Source organism: Streptacidiphilus sp. PAMC 29251 (assembly GCF_054208735.2).
The window spans coordinates 4,031,854-4,052,643 of record NZ_CM135725.2 but is presented as its reverse complement, the minus strand read 5'-3'; the positions used below and the strand labels follow the sequence as shown (position 1 = coordinate 4,052,643).

Genomic DNA, 20,790 nt, shown 5'->3' with positions numbered 1-20,790 from the left:
ATGGGTGGTTGGTCGTTGCTTGAGAACTGCACAGTGGACGCGAGCATCTGTGGCCAAGTTTTTAAGGGCGCACGGTGGATGCCTTGGCACTAGGAACCGATGAAGGACGTGGGAGGCCACGATAGGCCCCGGGGAGCTGTCAACCGAGCTTTGATCCGGGGGTGTCCGAATGGGGAAACCCGGCAGTCGTCATGGGCTGTCACCCGCCGCTGAACACATAGGCGGTGTGGAGGGAACGCGGGGAAGTGAAACATCTCAGTACCCGCAGGAAGAGAAAACAACCGTGATTCCGAGAGTAGTGGCGAGCGAAATCGGATGAGGCTAAACCAGTCACGTGTGATACCCGGCAGGGGTTGCGTGGTTGGGGTCGTGGGATTGCACTTCAGTTGTCTGCCGACTTCTGGGCGAGTCAGAAACCGTATGGGTAGTCGAAGGACATGCGAAAGGTCCGGCGTAGAGGGTAAGACCCCCGTAGACGAAACCTGTACGGCTTGCTTGTGCAACTCCCAAGTAGCACGGAGCCCGAGAAATTCCGTGTGAATCTGGCGGGACCACCCGCTAAGCCTAAATATTCCCTAGTGACCGATAGCGGACAGTACCGTGAGGGAATGGTGAAAAGTACCGCGGGAGCGGAGTGAAATAGTACCTGAAACCGTGTGCCTACAAGCCGTGGGAGCGTCGTCAGGAGGGCTTGCCCTTACTGATCGTGACTGCGTGCCTTTTGAAGAATGAGCCTGCGAGTTTGCGGTGTGTTGCGAGGTTAACCCGTGTGGGGTAGCCGTAGCGAAAGCGAGTCCGAATAGGGCGACATAGTAGCGCGCCCAAGACCCGAAGCGGAGTGATCTAGCCATGGGCAGGTTGAAGCGCGGGTAAGACCGTGTGGAGGACCGAACCCACCAGGGTTGAAAACCTGGGGGATGACCTGTGGTTAGGGGTGAAAGGCCAATCAAACTCCGTGATAGCTGGTTCTCCCCGAAATGCATTTAGGTGCAGCGTCGCGTGTTTCTTGCCGGAGGTAGAGCACTGGATAGGCGATGGGCCCCACCGGGTTACTGACCTTAGCCAAACTCCGAATGCCGGTAAGTGAGAGCGCGGCAGTGAGACTGTGGGGGATAAGCTCCATGGTCGAGAGGGAAACAGCCCAGAACACCGGCTAAGGCCCCTAAGCGTGTGCTAAGTGGGAAAGGATGTGGAGTCGCAGAGACAACCAGGAGGTTGGCTTAGAAGCAGCCACCCTTTAAAGAGTGCGTAATAGCTCACTGGTCAAGTGATTCCGCGCCGACAATGTAGCGGGGCTCAAGTACACCGCCGAAGCCGTGTCATTGCAACGTGAAGCCCCAACGGGTGTTGTGATGGGTAGGGGAGCGTCGTGTGTGCCGGGTGAAGCGGCGGCGGAAGCCAGTCGTGGACGGTTCACGAGTGAGAATGCAGGCATGAGTAGCGATACAAGAGTGGGAAACTCTTGCGCCGATTGACCAAGGGTTCCTGGGTCAAGCTGATCTGCCCAGGGTAAGTCGGGACCTAAGGCGAGGCCGACAGGCGTAGTCGATGGACAACGGGTTGATATTCCCGTACCCGCTTTGAAGCGCCAACGTCGAACCTCTGAATGCTAAAGCCGCGAAGCCGCCCTGAAGTCTTCGGATGGATGGGAGTGGTGGAGCCGCTGACCCAACAGGGTAGTAGGTGAGCGATGGGGTGACGCAGGAAGGTAGTCCAGCCCGGGCGGTGGTTGTCCCGGGGTAAGGGTGTAGGACGTGTGATAGGCAAATCCGTCGCACATATAGTCTGAGACCTGATGCCGAGCCGATTGTGGTGAAGTGGATGATCCTATGCTGTCGAGAAAAGCCTCTAGCGAGTTTCATGGCGGCCCGTACCCCAAACCGACTCAGGTGGTCAGGTAGAGAATACCGAGGCGTTCGGGTGAACTATGGTTAAGGAACTCGGCAAAATGCCCCCGTAACTTCGGGAGAAGGGGGGCCGGAACTGGTGATGGGACTTGCTCCTTGAGCTGGGGCCGGCCGCAGAGACCAGCGAGAAGCGACTGTTTACTAAAAACACAGGTCCGTGCGAAGCCGTAAGGCGATGTATACGGACTGACGCCTGCCCGGTGCTGGAACGTTAAGGGGACCGGTTAGCTCTGTTTCGACGGGGCGAGGCTGAGAACTTAAGCGCCAGTAAACGGCGGTGGTAACTATAACCATCCTAAGGTAGCGAAATTCCTTGTCGGGTAAGTTCCGACCTGCACGAATGGCGTAACGACTTCTCGACTGTCTCAACCATAGGCCCGGTGAAATTGCATTACGAGTAAAGATGCTCGTTTCGCGCAGCAGGACGGAAAGACCCCGGGACCTTTACTATAGCTTGATATTGGTGTTCGGTTCGGCTTGTGTAGGATAGGTGGGAGACTTTGAAGCTCAGACGCCAGTTTGGGTGGAGTCGTCGTTGAAATACCACTCTGGTCGTGCTGGATGTCTAACCTGGGTCCGTGATCCGGATCAGGGACAGTGTCTGGTGGGTAGTTTAACTGGGGCGGTTGCCTCCTAAAATGTAACGGAGGCGCCCAAAGGTTCCCTCAGCCTGGTTGGCAATCAGGTGTTGAGTGTAAGTGCACAAGGGAGCTTGACTGTGAGACCGACGGGTCGAGCAGGTGCGAAAGCAGGGACTAGTGATCCGGCGGTGGCTTGTGGAAGCTCCGTCGCTCAACGGATAAAAGGTACCCCGGGGATAACAGGCTGATCTTCCCCAAGAGTCCATATCGACGGGATGGTTTGGCACCTCGATGTCGGCTCGTCGCATCCTGGGGCTGGAGTAGGTCCCAAGGGTTGGGCTGTTCGCCCATTAAAGCGGTACGCGAGCTGGGTTTAGAACGTCGTGAGACAGTTCGGTCCCTATCCGCTGCGCGCGCAGGAGTCTTGAGAAGGGCTGTCCCTAGTACGAGAGGACCGGGACGGACGAACCTCTGGTGTGCCAGTTGTCCTGCCAAGGGCATGGCTGGTTGGCTACGTTCGGAAAGGATAACCGCTGAAAGCATCTAAGCGGGAAGCCTGCTTCGAGATGAGGACTCCCACCACCATCGAGTGGGTAAGGCTCCCAGTAGACGACTGGGTTGATAGGCCGGATGTGGAAGCCCTGTAAGGGGTGGAGCTGACCGGTACTAATAGGCCGAGGGCTTGACCATAGTTGCTACGCGTCCACTGTGCAGTTCTGAAGTCACGACCCGCCTGCTTAGGCAGGTGCGTGTCAACTTCATAGTGTTTCGGTGGTCATAGCGTGAGGGAAACGCCCGGTAACATCCCGAACCCGGAAGCTAAGCCTCATAGCGCCGATGGTACTGCAGGGGGGACCCTGTGGGAGAGTAGGACGCCGCCGAACAACCATTACAGTAAAGCCCCCTGACCACCGGTCAGGGGGCTTTACTGCGTTCCGGACCAGGTGGGTACAAGCCCCCAATAGGAAAGCCCCTGCCCCCGCGCCAAGCACGCGGGACAGGGGCCAACCGGGGGGCTCCGTCAGGAGTGGTGCTGCTGGGGCGCGTACCCCGGGACGCCAGCCGCCGCCGCGAGGTCCAGGTCCAGCGCCTCGCGCCGGATACGCTGGTCCATGTACAGCAGCGCAGTGGTGCCGGTGAGGATCGGCAGGGTGAGCATGGTGCCGATGATGGCGCTGACGCAGCTCACAATCAGGGCGGCGACAGATGGGTCCGTGTTGACGCCCTGCGAGACGCTGCTGAACAGCGTGGCCGGCACGCCGATCATGCCGATCGCGATCGAGCAGAGCAGCACCACCAGCAGGAAGATCCCGAAGATCCGCCACCAGCCGCCGCGGACCAGCCGGAACGAGCGGGCCAGTGCACTGCGGATGCCCTGGCGTTCCAGCATCAGGGCCGGTGCTGCGAGCAGCATCGAGACGGTGAGCCACAGGGCGACGATGCTGCCGGGGACGATCAGCAGGGTGAGCCCGGCCTGGGCGCCGTCGGAGGCTCCGGCGGAGTGGGCCAGCAGGGCCGGCGCCACCGAGGCCAGCAGGACGCCGCCCCCGAGCAGGCTGACCAGCGCGGTAAGGCCGAGCAGCTGGGGCAGCCGGGGACGGGCCTCCCGCCAGACCTCGGCGAGGGGCGCGGGACGTCCGATGACGGCCTTGCTGACGACGAGGATGAGCATGGCGGTGGCCAGGGTGCCGGCGATACCGGAGATCAGCTCCGTCACTCCCAGCGACGGGAGGAGGTCGAGCAGGCTGTCGACGTTTCTGCGCAGGTCCTCGGCGGGGTCGCCGGAGGAGCTGAGGGACGGGCTGGTCACCGTCTGGTCCATGGCATTGACGATCAGTGTCGTCGCGACCTGGGTGACCACGGCGACGACCGCGGTGATCGGCAGGATCGTCCGCCAGTAGCTGCGGTAGAGCGCGAAGGCGGCGCTGAGGAGCTCGCCGACCCGGAGCGGGCGGAGCGGGATGATGCCGGGCTGGGGAATCCAGCCGTGGGACCACTCCCAGCCGGGCACCGGGCCGGTGGGGACTCCGCCCCAACCGGGGGCGGCGTTCCAGTTCGGGGCAGTGGGGGCAGTGGGGGCGGTAGGGGCGGGGCCGGTGGCCTGCTCGGGGATTCCGGGGCGGACCGGTGTCTCCGTGGCGGCCGACTCGGGAGCAGGGGCTTTCTCTGGTGGCCGGCTCGGGGTGTCGGTCATGCGCGGTCCGTCTCTGTCATTGCGGGGTTGGGCTGGTTCCGGACATGGTGTCATGCCGGAGGTGAGGGCCCGGTAGGGCGGGGAGCCCCGCCCGGCGCAGCGAGATGGGTCTCATTTGGTCCTGCGGCGCAGAGACTGGGGCGTGATAAATATCCCGTTTCTTCCAAAAACGTGCCATATATGGGTGTGGAACTCGAACGAGTGGCGGATCTCTCTGTCCACTGTGCCCCAGCTCACGTTTCCGGAATGAGACCATGGTGAACATGAAGGGACGCGTCTTGATCGTCGATGACGACACTGCTCTGGCTGAGATGCTTGGCATCGTGCTGCGCGGGGAGGGTTTTGAGCCGTCGTTTGTCGCTGACGGCGACAAGGCTCTGGCCGTCTTCCGCGAGGTGAAGCCCGATCTGGTGTTGCTCGACCTGATGTTGCCCGGCCGGGACGGGATCGACGTTTGCCGTCAGATCCGCGCCGAGTCGGGCGTACCGATCGTCATGCTCACTGCCAAGACCGACACCGTGGACGTGGTGGTCGGTCTTGAATCGGGTGCTGACGACTACATGACCAAGCCCTTCAAGCCGAAGGAGCTGGTGGCCCGGGTGCGGGCGCGGCTCCGCCGGGCGGAGGAGCCCAGCCCCGAGCAGCTCGCCATCGGCGATCTGGTGATCGATGTGGCCGGCCACTCGGTGAAGCGCGACGGGCGCAGCATTCCGCTGACCCCGCTGGAGTTCGACCTGCTGGTCGCTCTGGCCCGCAAGCCGTGGCAGGTGTTCACCCGCGAGGTGCTGCTGGAGCAGGTGTGGGGTTATCGGCACGCCGCTGACACCCGCCTGGTCAACGTCCATGTGCAGCGGCTCCGGTCCAAGATCGAGCGCGACCCGGAGCGTCCCGAGATCGTCGTGACGGTACGCGGCGTCGGCTACAAGGCAGGACCGAGCTGAGATGAGCGGCCAGACCCCCGTCGCGCCGGGTCCGGACGGCGGGCGGTCGGCTTCCGGAAACAGACAGGTCGGTGCGGTGTCCGACTGGGTCCGCTCCTTGGCGGGCCTGATCGGGCGCCGGTTCCGGCGCCCGATCCGTGAGTTCACCGGTCTGTACCGGCGTTCGATCCAGTTGCGGGTGGTGGCCACCACGCTGGTGCTCTCGCTGGGCGTGGTGCTGCTGCTGGGTGTCGTGGTGGTGAACCAGGTCCGCAACGGGCTGCTCAAGTCCAAGGTGGCGGCGGCGACCGTCCAGGCGCAGAACGGCTTCAAGGCCGCGGCCCAGCGGGATGTGAACCCCACGTCCGGGCTCGGGGCGCCCAGTGGGTCGGGCGGGAACCCTTCGACGACCTCCGACGGCCAGCCGGACATGGGCACGCTGCTGGCGAACCAGGTGAACTTCCTGGCGAGCAGTGGCGCCGGCCAGTACGCCGTGGTCGGCATGGTGCCGGGCACCGCCGAGTCGCTGACCGTGACCAGCAGCAATCCCGGCTCCCGCAATCCCCGGGTGGTCGGCAATGTCGACCCGGACCGCACCATCAGCCAGAACCTCCGCAACCAGGTTCACATCAACGCGAGCGCGAGCCAGTCGGCGTCGGCGTCCACCTATACGACGATCTACTACCTGGACAATCCGCCCACGCCCAGCGAGGCGGGGATGGTCGTGGGCGAGGAGCTGACGACCTCCTCCCGGGACGGTACGCAGACCTACCAGCTCTACTACGTCTTCCCCTTCACCCTGGAGAGCAGCACCCTCAGCCTGGTCACCACCACCCTGCTCACGGCCGGGATCTTCGTGGTGATCCTGCTCGGAGCGATCTCCTGGCTGGTGGTACGCCAGGTGGTCACGCCGGTGCGGATGGCGGCCGAGATCTCCGAGCGGCTGGCGGACGGACGGCTGGACGAACGGATGAAGGTGAGCGGGACGGACGACATCGCCCGGCTCGGGGAGTCGTTCAACCGCATGGGAGCCGCGCTGCAGACGCAGATCCGGCAGTTGGAGGAGCTCTCGCGGGTCCAGCGGCGCTTTGTCTCGGACGTCTCGCACGAGCTGCGGACCCCGCTGACCACGGTGCGGATGGCCGCCGACCTGCTGTACGAGTCCCGCGGCGACTTCGGCGATCCGGCGGCGGAACGTTCCGCCGAGCTGCTGCAGAACCAGTTGGACCGGTTCGAGTCGCTGCTCGCCGACCTGCTGGAGATCAGCCGCTTCGACGCCGGTGCGGCGATCCTGGACGTCGAGCCCGCCGACCTCCGCGACGTGGTCGGCCGGGTGATCGAGGCGGCCGAGCCGCTGGCCGCCACCAAGGGCAGCGCGGTGCTGGGTGCGCGGCGGTGACGAACCGGTGGTGGCCGAGGTGGATCCGCGCCGGATCGAGCGGATCCTGCGGAACCTGGTGGTCAACGCGCTGGAGCACGGCGAGGGACGGGACATCGAGGTCAGGCTCGCGGTCGGCGACGGCGCGGTGGCCATCGCGGTCAGGGACCAGGGCATCGGGCTGAAGCCGGGCGAGGCGTCCCGGGTGTTCAACCGCTTCTGGCGGGCCGATCCGGCGCGGGCGCGGACCACCGGCGGTACTGGGCTCGGGCTGTCGATCGCGCTGGAGGACGCCGCCCTGCACGGCGGCTGGCTGCATGCCTGGGGCGAGCCCGGCGGCGGTTCGCAGTTCCGGCTGACCGTGCCCCGCAACGCCGGCGCGGAGATCATGCGTTCGCCGATCCCGCTGGAACCCGAGGACTCCCGCGGCAACCGCGGCCTCACGGTGCCGGGCATGCCGTACATGCGGGCGTCCCGGCCGAGCGGCGCGACCGCGCTGGGCGGGGAGTCGGCGGAGGAGGGCGCGGTGCTGGGGACGGGGCTCGGCTCCGGCCTCGGCGGGGTGCTGGGGTACGGTTCCGTGATTCCGGGGGTGCCCGGGCGGGCGCCGATGCCGCCGAGCAAGCCCTCCGATGTCCGCGGGGCCTCCGGCTACGGCGTCACCGGTGCCCAGGTCGTGGTGTCCAAGGAAGGGCGCGATGAAGGTTCCACCGATGACGAGGACTAGCGCCCGCGCCGTCGGGGCGCTGGCGGGCGGGCTGCTCCTGGCCGGCTGCGCCACCATGCCCAGCACCGGCTCGCCGGGTGCCCCCGGCGCCTCCGAGGCCAGCACGCAGACGGCCCAGCAGGTGGTGGTGGTCGCGGAGCCGCCGAAGGCGGGCGACCCGCCGCAGCAGATGCTGTCCGGCTTCCTGGACGACCTGGTGTCCGACGAGCAGCACTACCAGACCGCCAAGCAGTTCCTGACGGCCGACGCCGCCGCGGCCTGGAACCCGGAGCAGCAGGTCACCGTGCTGCAGCAGATCCGCGAGCGGATCACCGGGACGCCCACCAGCACCAAGGCGACGATCCAGGTCAAGGGCGTGCTGGTGGCCACGCTCAACGCCAGGCACGCCTATGTCCCGGTCCCCGTCCCTGGTCAGGAGAGCACCTTCAACTTCACCGTGGTGAAGGGCTCGGACGGCTGGCGGATCACCTCGCCGCCGCCGGGCATCATCCTGAACCAGGTCGACTTCGCCCGTATATATGAGCCCGTCAACCTCTACTACCCGGTGGCCCGTTCCGGCGCCGACGGCAGCCCCTCGGCGCTCGCCGCCGATCCGATCTACGTCCGCAGCCATATCGACCCGCTCACCGACGCGGCGAACGCCCTGCTCGGCGGTCCGAGCGACTGGCTGGCCCCGGCGGTCGTCCGGACCTTCCCGTCGAACTCCTCGCTGGGCAAGAACCGGGTGAGCGTCGGCGGCGACGCGGGGGTGGGCGGCATAAGGCTCCAGTTCGGCGGGAAGATCGGCACCGCGATCCAGAACCCGGACGACTGCCGGCGCATGGCCTCGCAGCTGTACTTCACCCTCTCCGAGGTGCCGACCCAGCAGGCCCAGCAGGTGGGCCAGCAGATCAACTCGGTCTCGCTCTACCGCAACGGCGACACCACCGCCGCCTGCTCGGCGGACGAGAACAGCCCCTACTCGCCGTTCCAGGCGCCGAACGGTGCCACCAGCTACTTCGTGGATTCGGACGGACGCCTGGAGAGCCTGGACGTGGGGGCGGCGGTCCCGACACCGAAGCTGGTGCCGGGTGTGCTCGCGCCGCCGAACATCGGGCACATCGGCGGGTTCGCGGTCGCCCCGGGCACCGGCGGCCAGGTGGCGGTGCTCTCGGCGAACCGGCGCGACCTCTTCCTGAGCACGCTGAACCAGAAGACCGTCCCGGTGCACGCGACCCTGAGTAGCCAGGTCACCGGCGGGCTCAGCTCCCCGAGCTGGGACGACCTGGGGACGCTGTGGGTCGCCGACACCGACCCCGCCGCCCCCGCGGTCCACGCGGTGGTGGGCGGCAAGCTGGTGCCGGTGGCGGTGAACGGCCTGCACGGAACGGTCACCGGGGTCCGGGTCGCCGCGGACGGGCGCGGATCGCGCTGACGGTCAGGAGCGGCAGCGGCAGTTCGGTCCAGGTCGGCCGGATCGAGCAGTCCGGGACCGCGGAGGCGCCGCAGCTCACCATCGACGGCCTGCAGTCCGTCGCGCCGTCGCTGATCAGCGTGAAGTCGGTGTCCTGGTTCGACGGCGACAGCCTGATCGTGCTCGGCCAGTCCACCGGCACCGCGCTGGGGCTTTCCACCTGGGAGGTCGACGGATCCTCGGCGTTGGACGCCCCGGAGCAACTGCCCTCCTTCGCGGAGGGCATGACCACGGTGGCCGCACTGCAGCAGGACTCCTCGCTGCAGCTGGCCGCCAGGGCGCCGCTGCTGAGCGACTCGATCGGGGCGGCCGCGCCGGCCACGGCCGAGGACAAGGGCAAGATCTACCGCTGGGCCAAGAACCAGTGGTTCGCGGTGGCGAAGAACGGCGACACCAGCGCCAACGGCCCGATGCCGAGCTACCCCGGCTGAGCCCGCCCGGCGGCCGGAAGCCAGCGCGCATCGTCACGGCGCGCATCGTCACGGCGCGCGTCGTCACACCGGGCGGCGTCACGGCGGACGGTCGCGGCGACCACCGCCGCGGCCAGCACGTCGCCGCCCACCTCGGCCAGGGCGCGGGCGGCGTCGGCGAGGGTGGCGCCGGTGGTGACCAGGTCGTCGACCAGGACGATCCGGCCCCGGCCGAGCCGCCCCCGGCGACCGGCCGGGACGGTCAGCGCCCCGCTGAGGTTGCGCAGCCGCTCGGCCGCCCCCAGCTCGGACTGGTCGGCGGTGCCGCGCCGCTGCCGAAGCACCGTCAGCACCCGGGCCGGCACCCCGGCCGCGCGCAGCGTCCTGGCCGCCACCAGGGTGAGCCGGCGGGTGGGGTCGTGTCCGCGGGCCCGTACCGTCGCGGCGGCGGAGGGCATCGGGACCAGCAGCAGCGGGGCGTCGCGGGCGGCGGCGCTGGCCGGGACGGCGGCGCGTACCGCCGCGGCCAGGGCCAGGCCCAGCGGCTGGGCCAGCCGCAGCGCCCCGCGCTCCTTGTGGGCCAGCAGGATCTGCCGGGTCGCGCCTTCGTAGCTGGTCGCGGCGTACACCTCGGGCAGTCCCGGCGGGGCTGCCTGGGGGCGTGCGGGGTGTGGGCGCGCGCCCTCCAGTTCGGCTCGGCAGGCGGCGCAGAGCTGGGTGTGCGCCGCGCCGCAGCCGACGCAGGGCACCGGCACGAGCAGATCGAGGGCGGCATCGAAGAGTCCGAGGAACGTGCTGGTCACAGAGCATCCTCCGGGCGGGCGGACGACGGCTGGGCGGCTCGACGGCGACGCGGCCGGAGCATGGACAACAGCCTGCTGGGCCGACCCCCGGGACGGTGGATATTTACCGTGGATTCATCCGTATGGGGGTAGGACTGACGCAAGGGCTGTACAAGCCCGCGCAGTGCCGCGACTTTGGTGCACAGGCGTGTCGGCGATGCCGGTGGCGCCGTGGCCGCGCCGATCGCTCCCGGTCCTCCGACGCAGGGTGGGCGGAATCCCGAGAACCGTTGTTCCATGGGGTTCCAACCCTTCCTTCTGGGGAGGTAGGGATGTGAGGGGCGGTCCCGCCCACCTCCGAGCGGGCGGTGCTGCGAACTCGATGGGCCGCGCGGACCTTGAGGGTCCGACCGGCGACAGGGCAAGTGATCGGAGATCTGCGTGGACATCGTCGTCAAGGGTCACAAGACCGAGGTGCCCGAGCGGTTTCGCAAGCACGTAGGCGAGAAGCTGGAGCACATCCAGAAGCTCGACCACAAGGTGATCAGCCTGGACGTTGAGCTGTCCAAGGAGCGCAACCCGCGGCAGGCGGAGCGTGCCGAGCGGGTGGAGATCACGCTGCACAGCCGCGGTCCGGTGATCCGGGCCGAGGCCAGCGCGCCGGACCCGTACTCGGCGCTGGACCTGGCCACGGCGAAGCTGGACGCGCAGCTGCGCAAGGTGGCCGACCGGCGGCGGGTGCACAAGGGGCCGCGTTCGCCGATGAGCGTGGCCGAGGCGACCGCGAATCTCTCGGCGGCCCCCGACGTGGCGACCCCGGAGGAGCTGGCCGAGCCGGTCAGCAAGACCAAGATCGGCTGCATCGAGGTCGAGGGCGACGGCCCGCTCGTGGTCCGCGAGAAGACCCATGCGGCCGTGCCGATGGCGCTGGACCAGGCGTTCTACGAGATGGAGCTGGTGGGGCACGACTTCTACCTGTTCCAGGACATCGACACCGGGCAGCCGAGCGTCGTCTACCGCAGGCACGGCTATGACTACGGAGTGATCCACCTGAAGCTTGAAGGGCAGTAGCCGCCCCGGCGGGACCAGGCGGTGAAGGGGCGCGGTGCGACAGGCACCGCGCCCCTTCCGTGCGCCTGCGCCGCGCCCGGGGTGACACTTCCGGGGGAACCCGGAGCTGCGGAATGATCGCACGGGCGGCGGGGCGTGGAATCATGGCGGGAACACCCGACCAGCCGAGGGGGAGGTCCGGATGGCGGAGCGATGGGACGGCCGGCGCGACGACCGGCTCGACGAGGATCGGGACCGGGAGACCGACGGCCCGCGACGTACGGTCGAGCCGATCAGGGTCCTGGTCGTGGACGACCACGCGCTCTTCCGGCGGGGCCTGGAGATCGTGCTGGCCCAGGAGGAGGACATCCAGGTCGTCGGCGAGGCCGGGGACGGCGCCGAGGCCGTGGAGAAGGCCGCCGACCTGCTGCCCGACATCATCCTGATGGATGTGCGGATGCCCAGGCGCAGCGGCATCGAGGCCTGCACCTCGATCAAGGAGGTGGCCCCGAGTACGAAGATCATCATGTTGACGATCAGCGACGAGGAGGCCGACCTCTATGAGGCGATCAAGGCCGGGGCGACCGGCTACCTGCTGAAGGAGATCTCCACCGACGAGGTCGCCACCGCGATCCGCGCGGTCGCCGACGGACAGTCACAGATCAGCCCCTCGATGGCGGCCAAGCTGCTGACCGAGTTCAAGTCGATGATCCAGCAGCGCACCGACGACCGCAGGCTGCTGCCCGCGCCGCGGCTGACCGAGCGTGAGCTGGAGGTGCTGAAGCTGGTCGCCACCGGGCTGAACAACCGGGACATCGCCAAGCAGCTCTTCATCAGCGAGAACACCGTGAAGAACCATGTCCGCAACATCCTGGAGAAGCTGCAGCTGCACTCCCGGATGGAGGCCGTGGTCTATGCGATGCGGGAGAAGATCCTCGAAATAGGGTGACGCGACCGGGGCGACCGGTCGGGTCGGTCTCAGCCGAGCAGCTTCTCCAGGGCCGGGCGCAGCGCCTCGTCGTGCATCCGCTCGACCCTGACCACGTCGCAGCCGACCCAGTCGGCGGCCTCCCGCAGGGCCTGGGCCAGCGCGGGCAGCAGGGCGGGGGAGTCCAGCGAGACCTGACGGGCGATCAGGGTCCGCTTCTCGCGGGCCGGGTCGACCCGGCCGACCAGTCGGCCGCCGGTCAGCAGCGGCATCGCGAAGTAGCCGTGCAGCCGCTTCTCCTTGGGCGTGTACGCCTCCAGCCGGTGGCTGAGGCCGAAGATCCGCTCGGTGCGGGCCCGGTCCCAGACCAGTGAGTCGAACGGCGACAGCAGGGTGGTGCGGTGCCGGCCGCGCGGCTCGGCGGCCAGGGCGGCCGGATCGGCCCAGGCCGGAGCGGCCGCGCCGTTCCGGCCCCAGCCCTCGACCAGCACCGGGACCAGACCGGTGTCCGGGAGGGCGGCGCCCACCTGGTCGGCCTTGAGCCGGTGGTAGTCGGCGAGGTCCTTGCGGGTGGCGACGCCCAGGGCGGCGCCGGACTGGCGCACCAACTGCCGGAAGCAGGCCGCGTCGTCCGGGTCGCTGCCGAGCAGCTCGCCGGGGACGGCGCGTTCGGTGAGGTCGTAGACCGCTTCCAGCCGCGGCGCTCGGTGCAGACGACCTGGCCGGTGTCCAGCAGCCACTCGACCGCGATCTTGGTCTCGGACCAGTCCCACCAGATCCCGCCCTTCTTGGCGCCGCCCAGCTCGGTGGCGGTCAGCGGCCCTTCCGCACGCAGCCGGGCCAGCACCTCGGCGCAGGAGCGGTCGGCGTCCTCCATCCGGTGCCAGCGGTGGCCGCGGGCCAGGAAGGCGCGGCGCCGGAAGCCGAACAGCGGCCACTCCTCGATCGGGAGCACGCAGGCGGCATGGGACCAGTACTCGAAGGACGTCCCGCCGCTCCAGTAGGCGTGCTCCACCGCCTCGCGGCCGACCGCCCCGAGCCGGGCGTACGGGATCAGCTCGTGCGAGCGGGCCAGCACCGAGATGGTGTCCAGCTGAACCGAGCCGAGATGGCGCAGCACGCCGCGCACCCCGCCGCGCCGGTCCGGGGCGCCCAGCAGGCCCTGGGCCCGCAGGGCGATCCGGCGGGCGTCGTCGGCGCGGAGGGTGAGGGCGGGAGCGGTGGCGTCGGGGAGGGTCCTCATGGGATCAGCGTAGAAGCCCGCACTGACACTCCCGCCGCAGCCGGGCCATCCGCTCTTTCGTATGAGCCAAATCAGATCGATGTACGAGAAACAACCCACAAGGGTGAGTTTTGGGGTGATCTCGCAGGTAGCGGTCATGGAGGGCCCGCTCGTGCTTCTAGCATATGAATCGCAGCGCCACGCACCGCAGTCACGGGCTCACCGCCCGTGAGCTGATTGGGGGGTGTGCGGCCTGCACACAGTCGCGGGGGCGACGGGGGACCACTCATTCCATTCAGGCGCGGCAGGGCACCAGGCCCGACCGTCCGCGCCGATCCGTACTTCGGCATGCCCGCATCCATGCGCGGCTGCCTCTGGAGGGGACAACATGGGTCGTAGGACCCGCTGGGCCGCCGCGTTCACCGCGGCGGGACTGCTGTCGGCGCTCACCCCGGGCATGGCCGCGCACGCGGCCACCGCACAGCGCATCGACCTGCGCGTACTCGTGGTGGACGACGGTGGCCCGGCCACCGCCGCGATCATGGACGAGATGACCATCTCCGGCACGCCGTTCACCGTGGTGAAGCTGTCGGACAGCAACCGGCCCACCATCAACGCCGCGTTCCTCAGCGGTACGGTGAGCGGCCAGGCCGAGGGCAAGTTCCAGGCCGTAGTACTGCCCAACAACGCGCCGTTCGCGGCGGGTTCGGCCGAGATGACGGCGCTGACCACGTACGAGCAGACCTTCGGGGTGCGCCAGGTCGACGCCTACACCTACGCGCAGCCCACGGTCGGCCTCAACTACGCGGCCGACCCCGGCTACATCGGGTCGCTGGACGGGATCACCGGGACGGTCACCGCGGCCGGCCTCGGCGGATCCTTCCGCTACCTCAAGGGCAGCCTGCCGTTCGAGGACAACGACCCAACCGTGACCGAGAGTTACGGCTATCTGGCGACCCCGCTGGCCACCCAGGCGGCCGGGTCCACCTTCACCCCGCTGATCACCGCGCCGATCCCGGGCAGCAGCTCCCCCGGGGTGCTGGCCGGCGAGTACGACCACGGCGGCGTCTCCGAGCTGGTGCTGACCTTCGCCTACAACCAGTACCAGCAGCAGTACCGGCTGCTGGCCCGCGGCATCGTCGACTGGATGACCCAGGGCATCCACCTCGGCTACGACCGCAACTACTACGAGCAGCACGTCGACGACATCTTCCTGCCGGACGACCGCTGGAGCAGCACTGCCAAGTGCACCCCCGGCGACGCGATCTCCGCCTGCCAGGGCACCCCGGTGGAGTCCACCATCCGGATGACCCCGGCCGATGTGACCTTCGCCCAGCAGTGGGAGACCGCGCACAACTTCACCTTCGACTTCCTCTTCAACGGCGGCGGCAGCGACGAACAGGTCGCGGACACCGGCTCCGACCCGCTGCTGACCTCGCTGCAGTCGGCCAAGTCCTCGTTCCGCTGGGTGAACCACACCTACGACCACCCGTTCCTCGGCTGCGTCCAGGACAACACCACGGTCCCCTGGACCTGCACCAAGAACGCCGACGGCAGCACCGCCTGGGTGTCCGAGTCGACCATCCAGACCGCCATCAGCAAGAACCAGCAGTGGGCCGCGAGCAAGGGCTTCAGCACCGACAACACCGAGCTGGTGACCGGGGAGCACTCCGGTCTGATGACGCTGCCGCAGCAGCCCGCCGACAACCCCAACCTGGCCCAGGCGTTCGCCGCGACCGGGATCAAGTGGACCGGCAGCGACCACTCCCGCGAGCTCAACCAGCGGGCGATCGGCCAGGCGCTGACCGTGCCGCGGTTCCCGATGAACGTCTACTACAACGCCGGGCACACCGCCGACGAGGTGGACGAGTACAACTGGCTCTACACCAGCACCGCCCAGGGCGGCAGCGGCCTGTGCACCGCCAACCCGGCCACCAGCACCTGCCTGCCCGCGCCGCTCGACCTGAGCACCGGGTACGCCAACTACATCACCCCGCTGGAAGCCAAGATCGACCTCGGGCACATCATCGACAACAGCCCGCTGCCGACCTACGCGCACCAGTCCAACCTGACCGAGGACCGGATCCTCTACCCGGTGCTCGACCAGATCTTCAGCAACTACGCCAGCCTGTTCGCGGCCAACGCGCCCATCACCAACCTGCGTGAGTCCGCGATCGGCGCCGAGCTGAAGCAGCGCGCCACCTGGAGCGCGGCGGTGACCGCCGGCACCGCCAGCGGCTACCGGGTCGGCAACACCGTGACCGTGAACGCCCCCAGCGGCGTCGCGGCCCAGGTCACCGCGCCCACCGGGACGGTGCAGAAGCAGCTGCTGGGGACCAGCGCCTTCGGCACCGCCTACGCCGGCGAACTCTCCGGCTGGGTCACGCCCGGACTGCTGCAGAGCAACGTCGCGCTGACGCTCAACAGCGCGGGCACGCCGGCCGCACCGGCTCCGGCCGCGGCCGCCACACCGGCTCCGACGTCCTCCTCGACGACCGCGCCGCCGTCGACCACCAAGCCGGTGGTCCCCAGCGGTGTCCTCGGCGTGGTGCCGATGACGGTGGCCGGGGTGACCAAGCTGCTCGGCGGGCTGCTGTAACCCGCTCCACCGCAGCAAACAGCGAGATCCGGACCGCGTCCGGGGCCCAGGACGGCAACCCGGGCCCCGGACGCGGCACGACCGAACCAGCTTGAGGGGGACGCACCAAGATGACCGGACCGACCGAGGTCACCCTTCTCACCGAGGGCACCTACCCCTATGTGCACGGGGGAGTGAGCGTCTGGTGCGACCAGCTGGTGCAGGGCATGCCGGACGTGCGCTTCCATGTCCTCGGCATCACCGGCAGCGGTCGCGAACCGCATGTCTGGGAGCTGCCGCCGCATGTCGCCTCGGTCAGCTCGGTTCCGCTCTGGGGCCGCACCCCCGTGGGCGCCCCGCCGCGCGGCCGCGCCCTGCGCCGCTTCCTGGCCGGGTACGAGCGCTTCCTGCTGGCGCTGCTGGACGTCGACTTCGAGAAGTACTTCGCCGACGAGCTGTACGAGCTGGCCGAGTTCGCCCTCACCGGCGGCTCGTTGACGGCCGCGCTCCGTACCGAGGGGGCGGTCCGCTCGCTGCAGAAGCTCTGGCAGCGCCCCTTCCTGGCCACCCATGCCTCCCGCCCCACCGTCCAGGACGCACTGGAGGCCACCGACCTGCTGGAGCACGCGCTGCGCCCGCTCGCGGTGCAGCCGCCCAGCCGGGGCGTCGCCCACGTGGTCACCGGCGGTCTCGCGGTGCTGCCCGGGCTGACCGCACGCCGCTTCCACGGGGTGCCGCTGCTACTCTCGGAACACGGCATCTACCTGCGTGAACGCTATCTGAGCTATCGCTCGGCGCCCTACCGCTGGCCGGTCAAGGCGCTGATCCTGGGCTTCTTCCGGCTGCTCGCCACCGAGGGCTACCGGGGGGCGGATCTGATCACCCCCTGCAACCGCTACAACCGGCGCTGGGAGGAACGCGGCGGCTGCGACCCGCAGCGCATCCGCACCGTCTACAACGGGGTCGACCCCGAGCTCTTCCCCTACGCGGGACCCGAGCCGGAGATCCCCACCCTCAGCTGGGCCGGCCGGGTCGACCCGATCAAGGACCTGGAGACCCTGATCCGGGCGTTCGCGCTGGTCAGGGCCGAGATTCCCAACGCGAGGCTGCGCCTCTTCGGCGCCGCCCCGGCCGGCGGCGAGCAGTACCAGGAGGACTGCCGGGCGCTCGCCGCCGAGCTGGGGGTGGCCGAGGGAGTCGTCTTCGAGGGGCGGATCGACACCGTCCGGCACGCCTACGCGGCCGGCAGCGTGGTGATGCTCTCCAGCATCTCCGAGGGCTTCCCGTTCTCCCTGATCGAGGCGATGTCCTGCGGGCGGGCCACCGTGTCCACCGACGTCGGCGGGGTCCGCGAGGCCGTCGCCGACACCGGTCTCGTGGTCCCGCCGAGGGAGCCCGAGGCCATGGCCAGGGCGGCGCTGAGCCTGCTCCGGGATCCGCAGCGGCGGCAGGAGTTGGGCGACGCGGCCCGGAACCGGGTCATCGAGCAGTTCACCCTGGGCCGCACCGTGGCCACCTTCCGCGGTGTCTACGACGCCCTGCTGGAGGACCCCAGGACGATGTGGTCCCCGGCCGCGACGACCCGAATCGAGGCCCTGGTGTGAGCGCCGTCCTTGAACTGCTGGCGGGGGTGCGGCTGAATCCGCTGCCGAAGATCCTGCCCAGGCCCACCACCCCGATGGACCCGGCCGAGGAGGCGGCGCACCGCTTCGGCGGGGTCGCCGCGACCGCAGTGCACTCCTTCGAGGTCGCCGCCGCGATCGAGGCGGAAGGGGTGACGGATCGTCAGATCCAGCGCCACTACGGCCGGTCCGACGCCTTCGAACTCGCCGAGGACCTCTACGCGGAGACCCCGCGCAGCTATCCGGAGCCGACCGCCGCACCGTCCCCCTGGCACAGTTCGCTGCCCACCAGTGTGCTGCGCGGGGTGCTCTACGCCCTGCCCGGGCTCGGCTTCCCGCTCGGCGCGCCGCTGCTGACCGGCCCCGCCGACGCCGGCGGCCTGCCGCACGGCACCTTCGCGCTGGCGCTCTCGGTCCTGTTCAACTGGGCCTGGAACCAGGCGCTGGCCCACCGCACCCACCACCGGCTCGGACGCGGCCTGCGCCGCTCGGCCGGGCGCTGCCTGCTGCGGGGCGCGTTCGTCGGGGCCGGGCTCGGGGTGCTCGGCGCGCTGGTGGGCGCCCTGGCCGGCGGGCGGGACGTCGGCGGGGTGCTGCTGTTCTGCTTCGGGCAGGCGCTCTACCTCGGCGGCTCCTGCGTGCTGCTGGTCCTCGGCCGGGAGCGGGTCCTGCTGCTGACCCTGGTCCCGGCCGCGCTCGGGGGACGGCCGTGCTGCTGGGGCTGTTCCGGCCGACCCCGCTGACCGCGCTGCTGCTGGTCTGCACCGTGCTGCTGGCGGTCGGCCAGGCCGGTCGTGAGCTGCGGAAGCAGTTGCGCGACACCGACGACGACACCGCCGTCGAACCGCTGCCGCCGGTCCGGGCCTCCATTCCGCACGGCCTGTTCGGCATGGCGATGTCCCTGCTCACGCTGGGGATCGCGCTGCGCGGCGGCCATCTCGACGTGGCCCCGATGCTGGCGCTGACAGTCAGCATGGGGCCGGCCGAGTGGCTGCTCTACGGCTACCGCAACCGGATCCACGGCGCGCTGCGGGCGGCCCACAGCATGCGCGGCTTCGCGCTGCTCTCGGCCCGGTCGATGGCGGTGGGCCTGCTGACCTACCTGGGCCTGCTCGCACTGCTGGGCGGGGCGATGGGCGCGGCCCTGGCCAAGGGGCCGGTGGGGCCGGTCGGCACCGAACTGCCGGGGCTGCTCGCACTGGGGGCCACCATCTGGACCGCGCTGCTGCTCCAGGCCCTCGGCTCGGCCTGGGCCGCCGCGGGCATCTGCACCCCGGCCGCCGCCGCGACCGTCGCCGGGGCCACCGAGGTCGCCGTCGGCGGTATAGCGGCGCTGCTGCTGGTCGCGGTGGCCTGCTGGTCGCTGGGGCGGGTCACCGTGCACCGCTGAACGCCCTGGAAGCCTTTTGACCTGCTATCTGTGGAGTGGAATTGACGACCCGTGAGGGCAGCGAGCGACGGCTGCTGGTCCCCCTGTACGTCTATCCGGGGACGGAGCCGGAGGCCTGGGACGCGGTGGCCGCGCAGGCTGGCGAGGTGGCCTGGGTGGTGTTCAATCCGGCCAGCGGGCCGGGCGACGCGCCGCAGCCGGAGTTCGCCGAGGCAGCGGCCACGCTGCGGGCGGCCGGGATCCCGCTGCTCGGCTATGTGGACACCGACTACGGCGGCCGCGGCCACCGCGAGGTGGTCGCCGACCTGGAGCGCTACCAGGACTGGTACGGGGTCGACGGGGTGTTCCTGGACCAGGCCGGTTCCGATCCCGAGCTGTTGCCGCACTACCGGCGGCTGGCGGTGGCGGCCCGTTCGCTGGAGGCCCGGCAGGTGGTCCTCAACCCCGGGGTCCACCCCGACCCCGGCTATGCCAGGATCGCGGATGTGGTGATCACCTTCGAAGGAGCCTGGGAGACCTACCAGCGGCTCCGGGTCCCGGCCTGGACCACGGACTTCCCGGCGGAGCGCTTCGGGCACCTGGTGCACACCGCCCCGGCGGAGGCCTGCGGGCTGGTCGCCCGGTTCGCCCGGCAGTACGGGGCGGAGTACTGCTATGCGACGCCGGGGGCGGGCGACAACCCCTGGTCGGTGCTGATGCCGCAGTTCCTGCGACAGGGCAGCGAGGTGTGCTGAGCCGTACCGCGCGGCTGCTCGCGCTCTGCGGCAGCGCGCTACTGCTGCTGTCCGCCGGATGCAGTCCGGGTGGCGGCGGCTCCTCGGACGGCATCCCCAGCGGCGCCGCCCCCGGCCCGGCCGCCGCCAGCGCCGCCGCCCACAGCCCGGGGCCCCGTTGGCAGCCGGCCCCGGCGAGAGCTGGCAGTGGCAGCTCAGCAGGACCGTGGACATCAACGTCGACGCCGCCGTCTACGACATCGACGGCTTCGACAACGGCGCCGCCGTGGTGGCCGCCCTGCACGCCAAGGGCCGCAAGGCGATCTGCTACGTCAACGTCGGCGCCTATGAGGACTTCCGTCCGGACCGCTCCACCTATCCGGCGGTGCTGCTGGGCGCGGGCGACGGCTGGCCGGGCGAGCGCTGGCTGGACGTGCGCGGGCTGGCGCTGCTGCGGCCGATCATCGCGGGCCGCTTCGACATGTGCCGGGCGAAGGGCTTCGACGCGGTGGAACCCGACAATGTCGACGGCTACGACAACCACTCGGGCTTCCCGCTCACCGCGGCCGACCAGCTCGCCTTCAACCGGATGGTGGCCGGTCTGGCCCACGCCCGCGGCCTGGCGGTCGGCCTCAAGAACGACCTCGACCAGATTCCCCAGCTCGTCGGCGACTTCGACTTCGCGGTGGACGAACAGTGTGCGGAGTACCGGGAGTGCGCGGAGCTGGTCCCCTTCATCCAGCAGGGCAAGGCGGTGTTCGAGGCCGAGTACGATCTGCCGCTCGCCGGCTTCTGCCCGGACGCCCGCCGGCTGCGCTTCAGCGCCCTGCTCAAGCACCCGGCCCTGGACGCCTGGCGGCGCAGCTGCTGAGGGATCGGTCCACCAGGAGGAAGCCATCCATTTGTCTGCTTCGCGGCTTATCGTGACGGTCGAT

12 protein-coding genes, 2 rRNA genes and 3 pseudogenes are annotated in these 20,790 nt (G+C 69.3%); 14 read left to right on the top strand and 3 right to left on the bottom strand.

The genetic code is table 11. The features are described from left to right. Window positions 1–51 precede the first annotated feature (51 nt). Together ACXKR8_RS18955 and rrf are read left to right on the top strand one after the other, a co-directional pair. Window positions 52–3,178, top strand: a 23S ribosomal RNA gene (locus tag ACXKR8_RS18955). A 77-nt stretch (window positions 3,179–3,255) separates the two neighbouring features. Next, a 5S ribosomal RNA gene (gene rrf, locus ACXKR8_RS18950) occupies window positions 3,256–3,372 on the top strand. 137 nt (window positions 3,373–3,509) lie between these two features. Here rrf and ACXKR8_RS18945 read toward each other — a convergent pair. Next, window positions 3,510–4,682 carry a DUF7544 domain-containing protein gene (locus tag ACXKR8_RS18945; protein WP_458274083.1) on the bottom strand — a complete coding sequence of 391 codons (1,173 nt, stop codon included), beginning with the start codon at window positions 4,680–4,682 and terminating at the stop codon, window positions 3,510–3,512. 263 nt (window positions 4,683–4,945) lie between these two features. Between ACXKR8_RS18945 and mtrA the strand changes: the two genes are divergently transcribed. The 4 genes and pseudogenes from mtrA (at window position 4,946) to ACXKR8_RS18925 (ending at window position 9,591) form a co-directional block, all read left to right on the top strand. Beyond that, on the top strand, window positions 4,946–5,623 hold the full coding sequence (mtrA, locus tag ACXKR8_RS18940; protein ID WP_123502153.1) for an MtrAB system response regulator MtrA: 678 nt from the start codon (window positions 4,946–4,948) through the stop codon (window positions 5,621–5,623). Between the two features lies 1 nt (window position 5,624). After that, window positions 5,625–7,707, top strand: a pseudogene (gene mtrB, locus ACXKR8_RS18935) (MtrAB system histidine kinase MtrB). Continuing rightward, the gene (locus ACXKR8_RS18930; protein WP_462100593.1) at window positions 7,694–9,121 is read left to right on the top strand and encodes a GerMN domain-containing protein; all 1,428 of its coding nucleotides are present in this window, start codon (window positions 7,694–7,696) and stop codon (window positions 9,119–9,121) included. The pseudogene mtrB and the gene ACXKR8_RS18930 overlap by 14 nt, the downstream one beginning before the upstream one ends. Further along, complete coding sequence (locus ACXKR8_RS18925; protein WP_462100689.1) at window positions 9,112–9,591, top strand: LpqB family beta-propeller domain-containing protein; 480 nt, start codon at window positions 9,112–9,114, stop codon at window positions 9,589–9,591. Before ACXKR8_RS18930 ends, ACXKR8_RS18925 begins: the two co-directional genes overlap by 10 nt. On the opposite strand, the gene ACXKR8_RS18920 is transcribed toward ACXKR8_RS18925, so the two are convergent. Continuing rightward, on the bottom strand, window positions 9,579–10,373 hold the full coding sequence (locus tag ACXKR8_RS18920; RefSeq protein WP_458274080.1) for a ComF family protein: 795 nt from the start codon (window positions 10,371–10,373) through the stop codon (window positions 9,579–9,581). The two genes, ACXKR8_RS18925 and ACXKR8_RS18920, sit on opposite strands and share 13 nt — an antisense overlap. A 420-nt stretch (window positions 10,374–10,793) precedes the next feature. On the opposite strand from ACXKR8_RS18920, the gene hpf reads away from it, so the two are divergent. Both hpf and ACXKR8_RS18910 read left to right on the top strand, forming a co-directional pair. Continuing rightward, entirely contained in the window at window positions 10,794–11,423 is a 630-nt protein-coding gene (gene hpf, locus ACXKR8_RS18915; RefSeq protein WP_458274079.1) for a ribosome hibernation-promoting factor, HPF/YfiA family, read from the top strand. A 181-nt stretch (window positions 11,424–11,604) separates the two neighbouring features. Then, window positions 11,605–12,351, top strand: a complete 747-nt coding sequence (locus ACXKR8_RS18910; RefSeq protein ID WP_458274078.1) for a response regulator — start codon at window positions 11,605–11,607, stop codon at window positions 12,349–12,351. A 29-nt stretch (window positions 12,352–12,380) separates the two neighbouring features. On the opposite strand, the pseudogene ACXKR8_RS18905 reads toward ACXKR8_RS18910, so the two are convergent. Beyond that, window positions 12,381–13,573, bottom strand: a pseudogene (locus ACXKR8_RS18905) (winged helix-turn-helix domain-containing protein). 367 nt (window positions 13,574–13,940) lie between these two features. Between ACXKR8_RS18905 and ACXKR8_RS18900 the strand changes: the two are divergent. From ACXKR8_RS18900 to ACXKR8_RS18875, 6 genes and pseudogenes are all read left to right on the top strand, one after another. Beyond that, window positions 13,941–16,151: a hypothetical protein gene (locus ACXKR8_RS18900; RefSeq protein ID WP_458274076.1), complete on the top strand. Its 2,211-nt coding sequence runs from the start codon at window positions 13,941–13,943 to the stop codon at window positions 16,149–16,151. Window positions 16,152–16,261: 110 nt separating this feature from the next. Beyond that, window positions 16,262–17,734, top strand: coding sequence for a GT4 family glycosyltransferase PelF (gene pelF, locus ACXKR8_RS18895; protein WP_458274075.1), 1,473 nt, complete (start codon window positions 16,262–16,264; stop codon window positions 17,732–17,734). Beyond that, a complete protein-coding gene (locus tag ACXKR8_RS18890; protein WP_462100592.1) occupies window positions 17,731–18,495 on the top strand; it encodes a hypothetical protein in 765 nt (254 codons plus the stop codon). Before pelF ends, ACXKR8_RS18890 begins: the two co-directional genes overlap by 4 nt. After that, window positions 18,462–19,142 (top strand): hypothetical protein, encoded by a 681-nt coding sequence (locus ACXKR8_RS18885; protein ID WP_462100591.1) that lies wholly within the window; start codon window positions 18,462–18,464, stop codon window positions 19,140–19,142. Before ACXKR8_RS18890 ends, ACXKR8_RS18885 begins: the two co-directional genes overlap by 34 nt. 35 nt (window positions 19,143–19,177) lie before the next feature. Continuing rightward, window positions 19,178–19,876, top strand: coding sequence for a spherulation-specific family 4 protein (locus ACXKR8_RS18880; RefSeq protein WP_458274073.1), 699 nt, complete (start codon window positions 19,178–19,180; stop codon window positions 19,874–19,876). Beyond that, window positions 19,873–20,726, top strand: a pseudogene (locus tag ACXKR8_RS18875) (endo alpha-1,4 polygalactosaminidase). Before ACXKR8_RS18880 ends, ACXKR8_RS18875 begins: the two are co-directional and overlap by 4 nt. Window positions 20,727–20,790: the final 64 nt, after the last annotated feature.

Bases quoted from the DNA above. Each gene is read 5' to 3' on its own strand.
- ACXKR8_RS18910 (WP_458274078.1), top strand. From the start codon at position 11,605: ATGGCGGAGCGATGGGACGGCCGGCGCGACGACCGGCTCGACGAGGAT.
- ACXKR8_RS18930 (WP_462100593.1), top strand. From the start codon at position 7,694: ATGACGAGGACTAGCGCCCGCGCCGTCGGGGCGCTGGCGGGCGGGCTG.
- ACXKR8_RS18945 (WP_458274083.1), bottom strand. From the start codon at position 4,682: ATGACCGACACCCCGAGCCGGCCACCAGAGAAAGCCCCTGCTCCCGAG.
- pelF (WP_458274075.1), top strand. From the start codon at position 16,262: ATGACCGGACCGACCGAGGTCACCCTTCTCACCGAGGGCACCTACCCC.
- mtrA (WP_123502153.1), top strand. From the start codon at position 4,946: ATGAAGGGACGCGTCTTGATCGTCGATGACGACACTGCTCTGGCTGAG.
- ACXKR8_RS18900 (WP_458274076.1), top strand. From the start codon at position 13,941: ATGGGTCGTAGGACCCGCTGGGCCGCCGCGTTCACCGCGGCGGGACTG.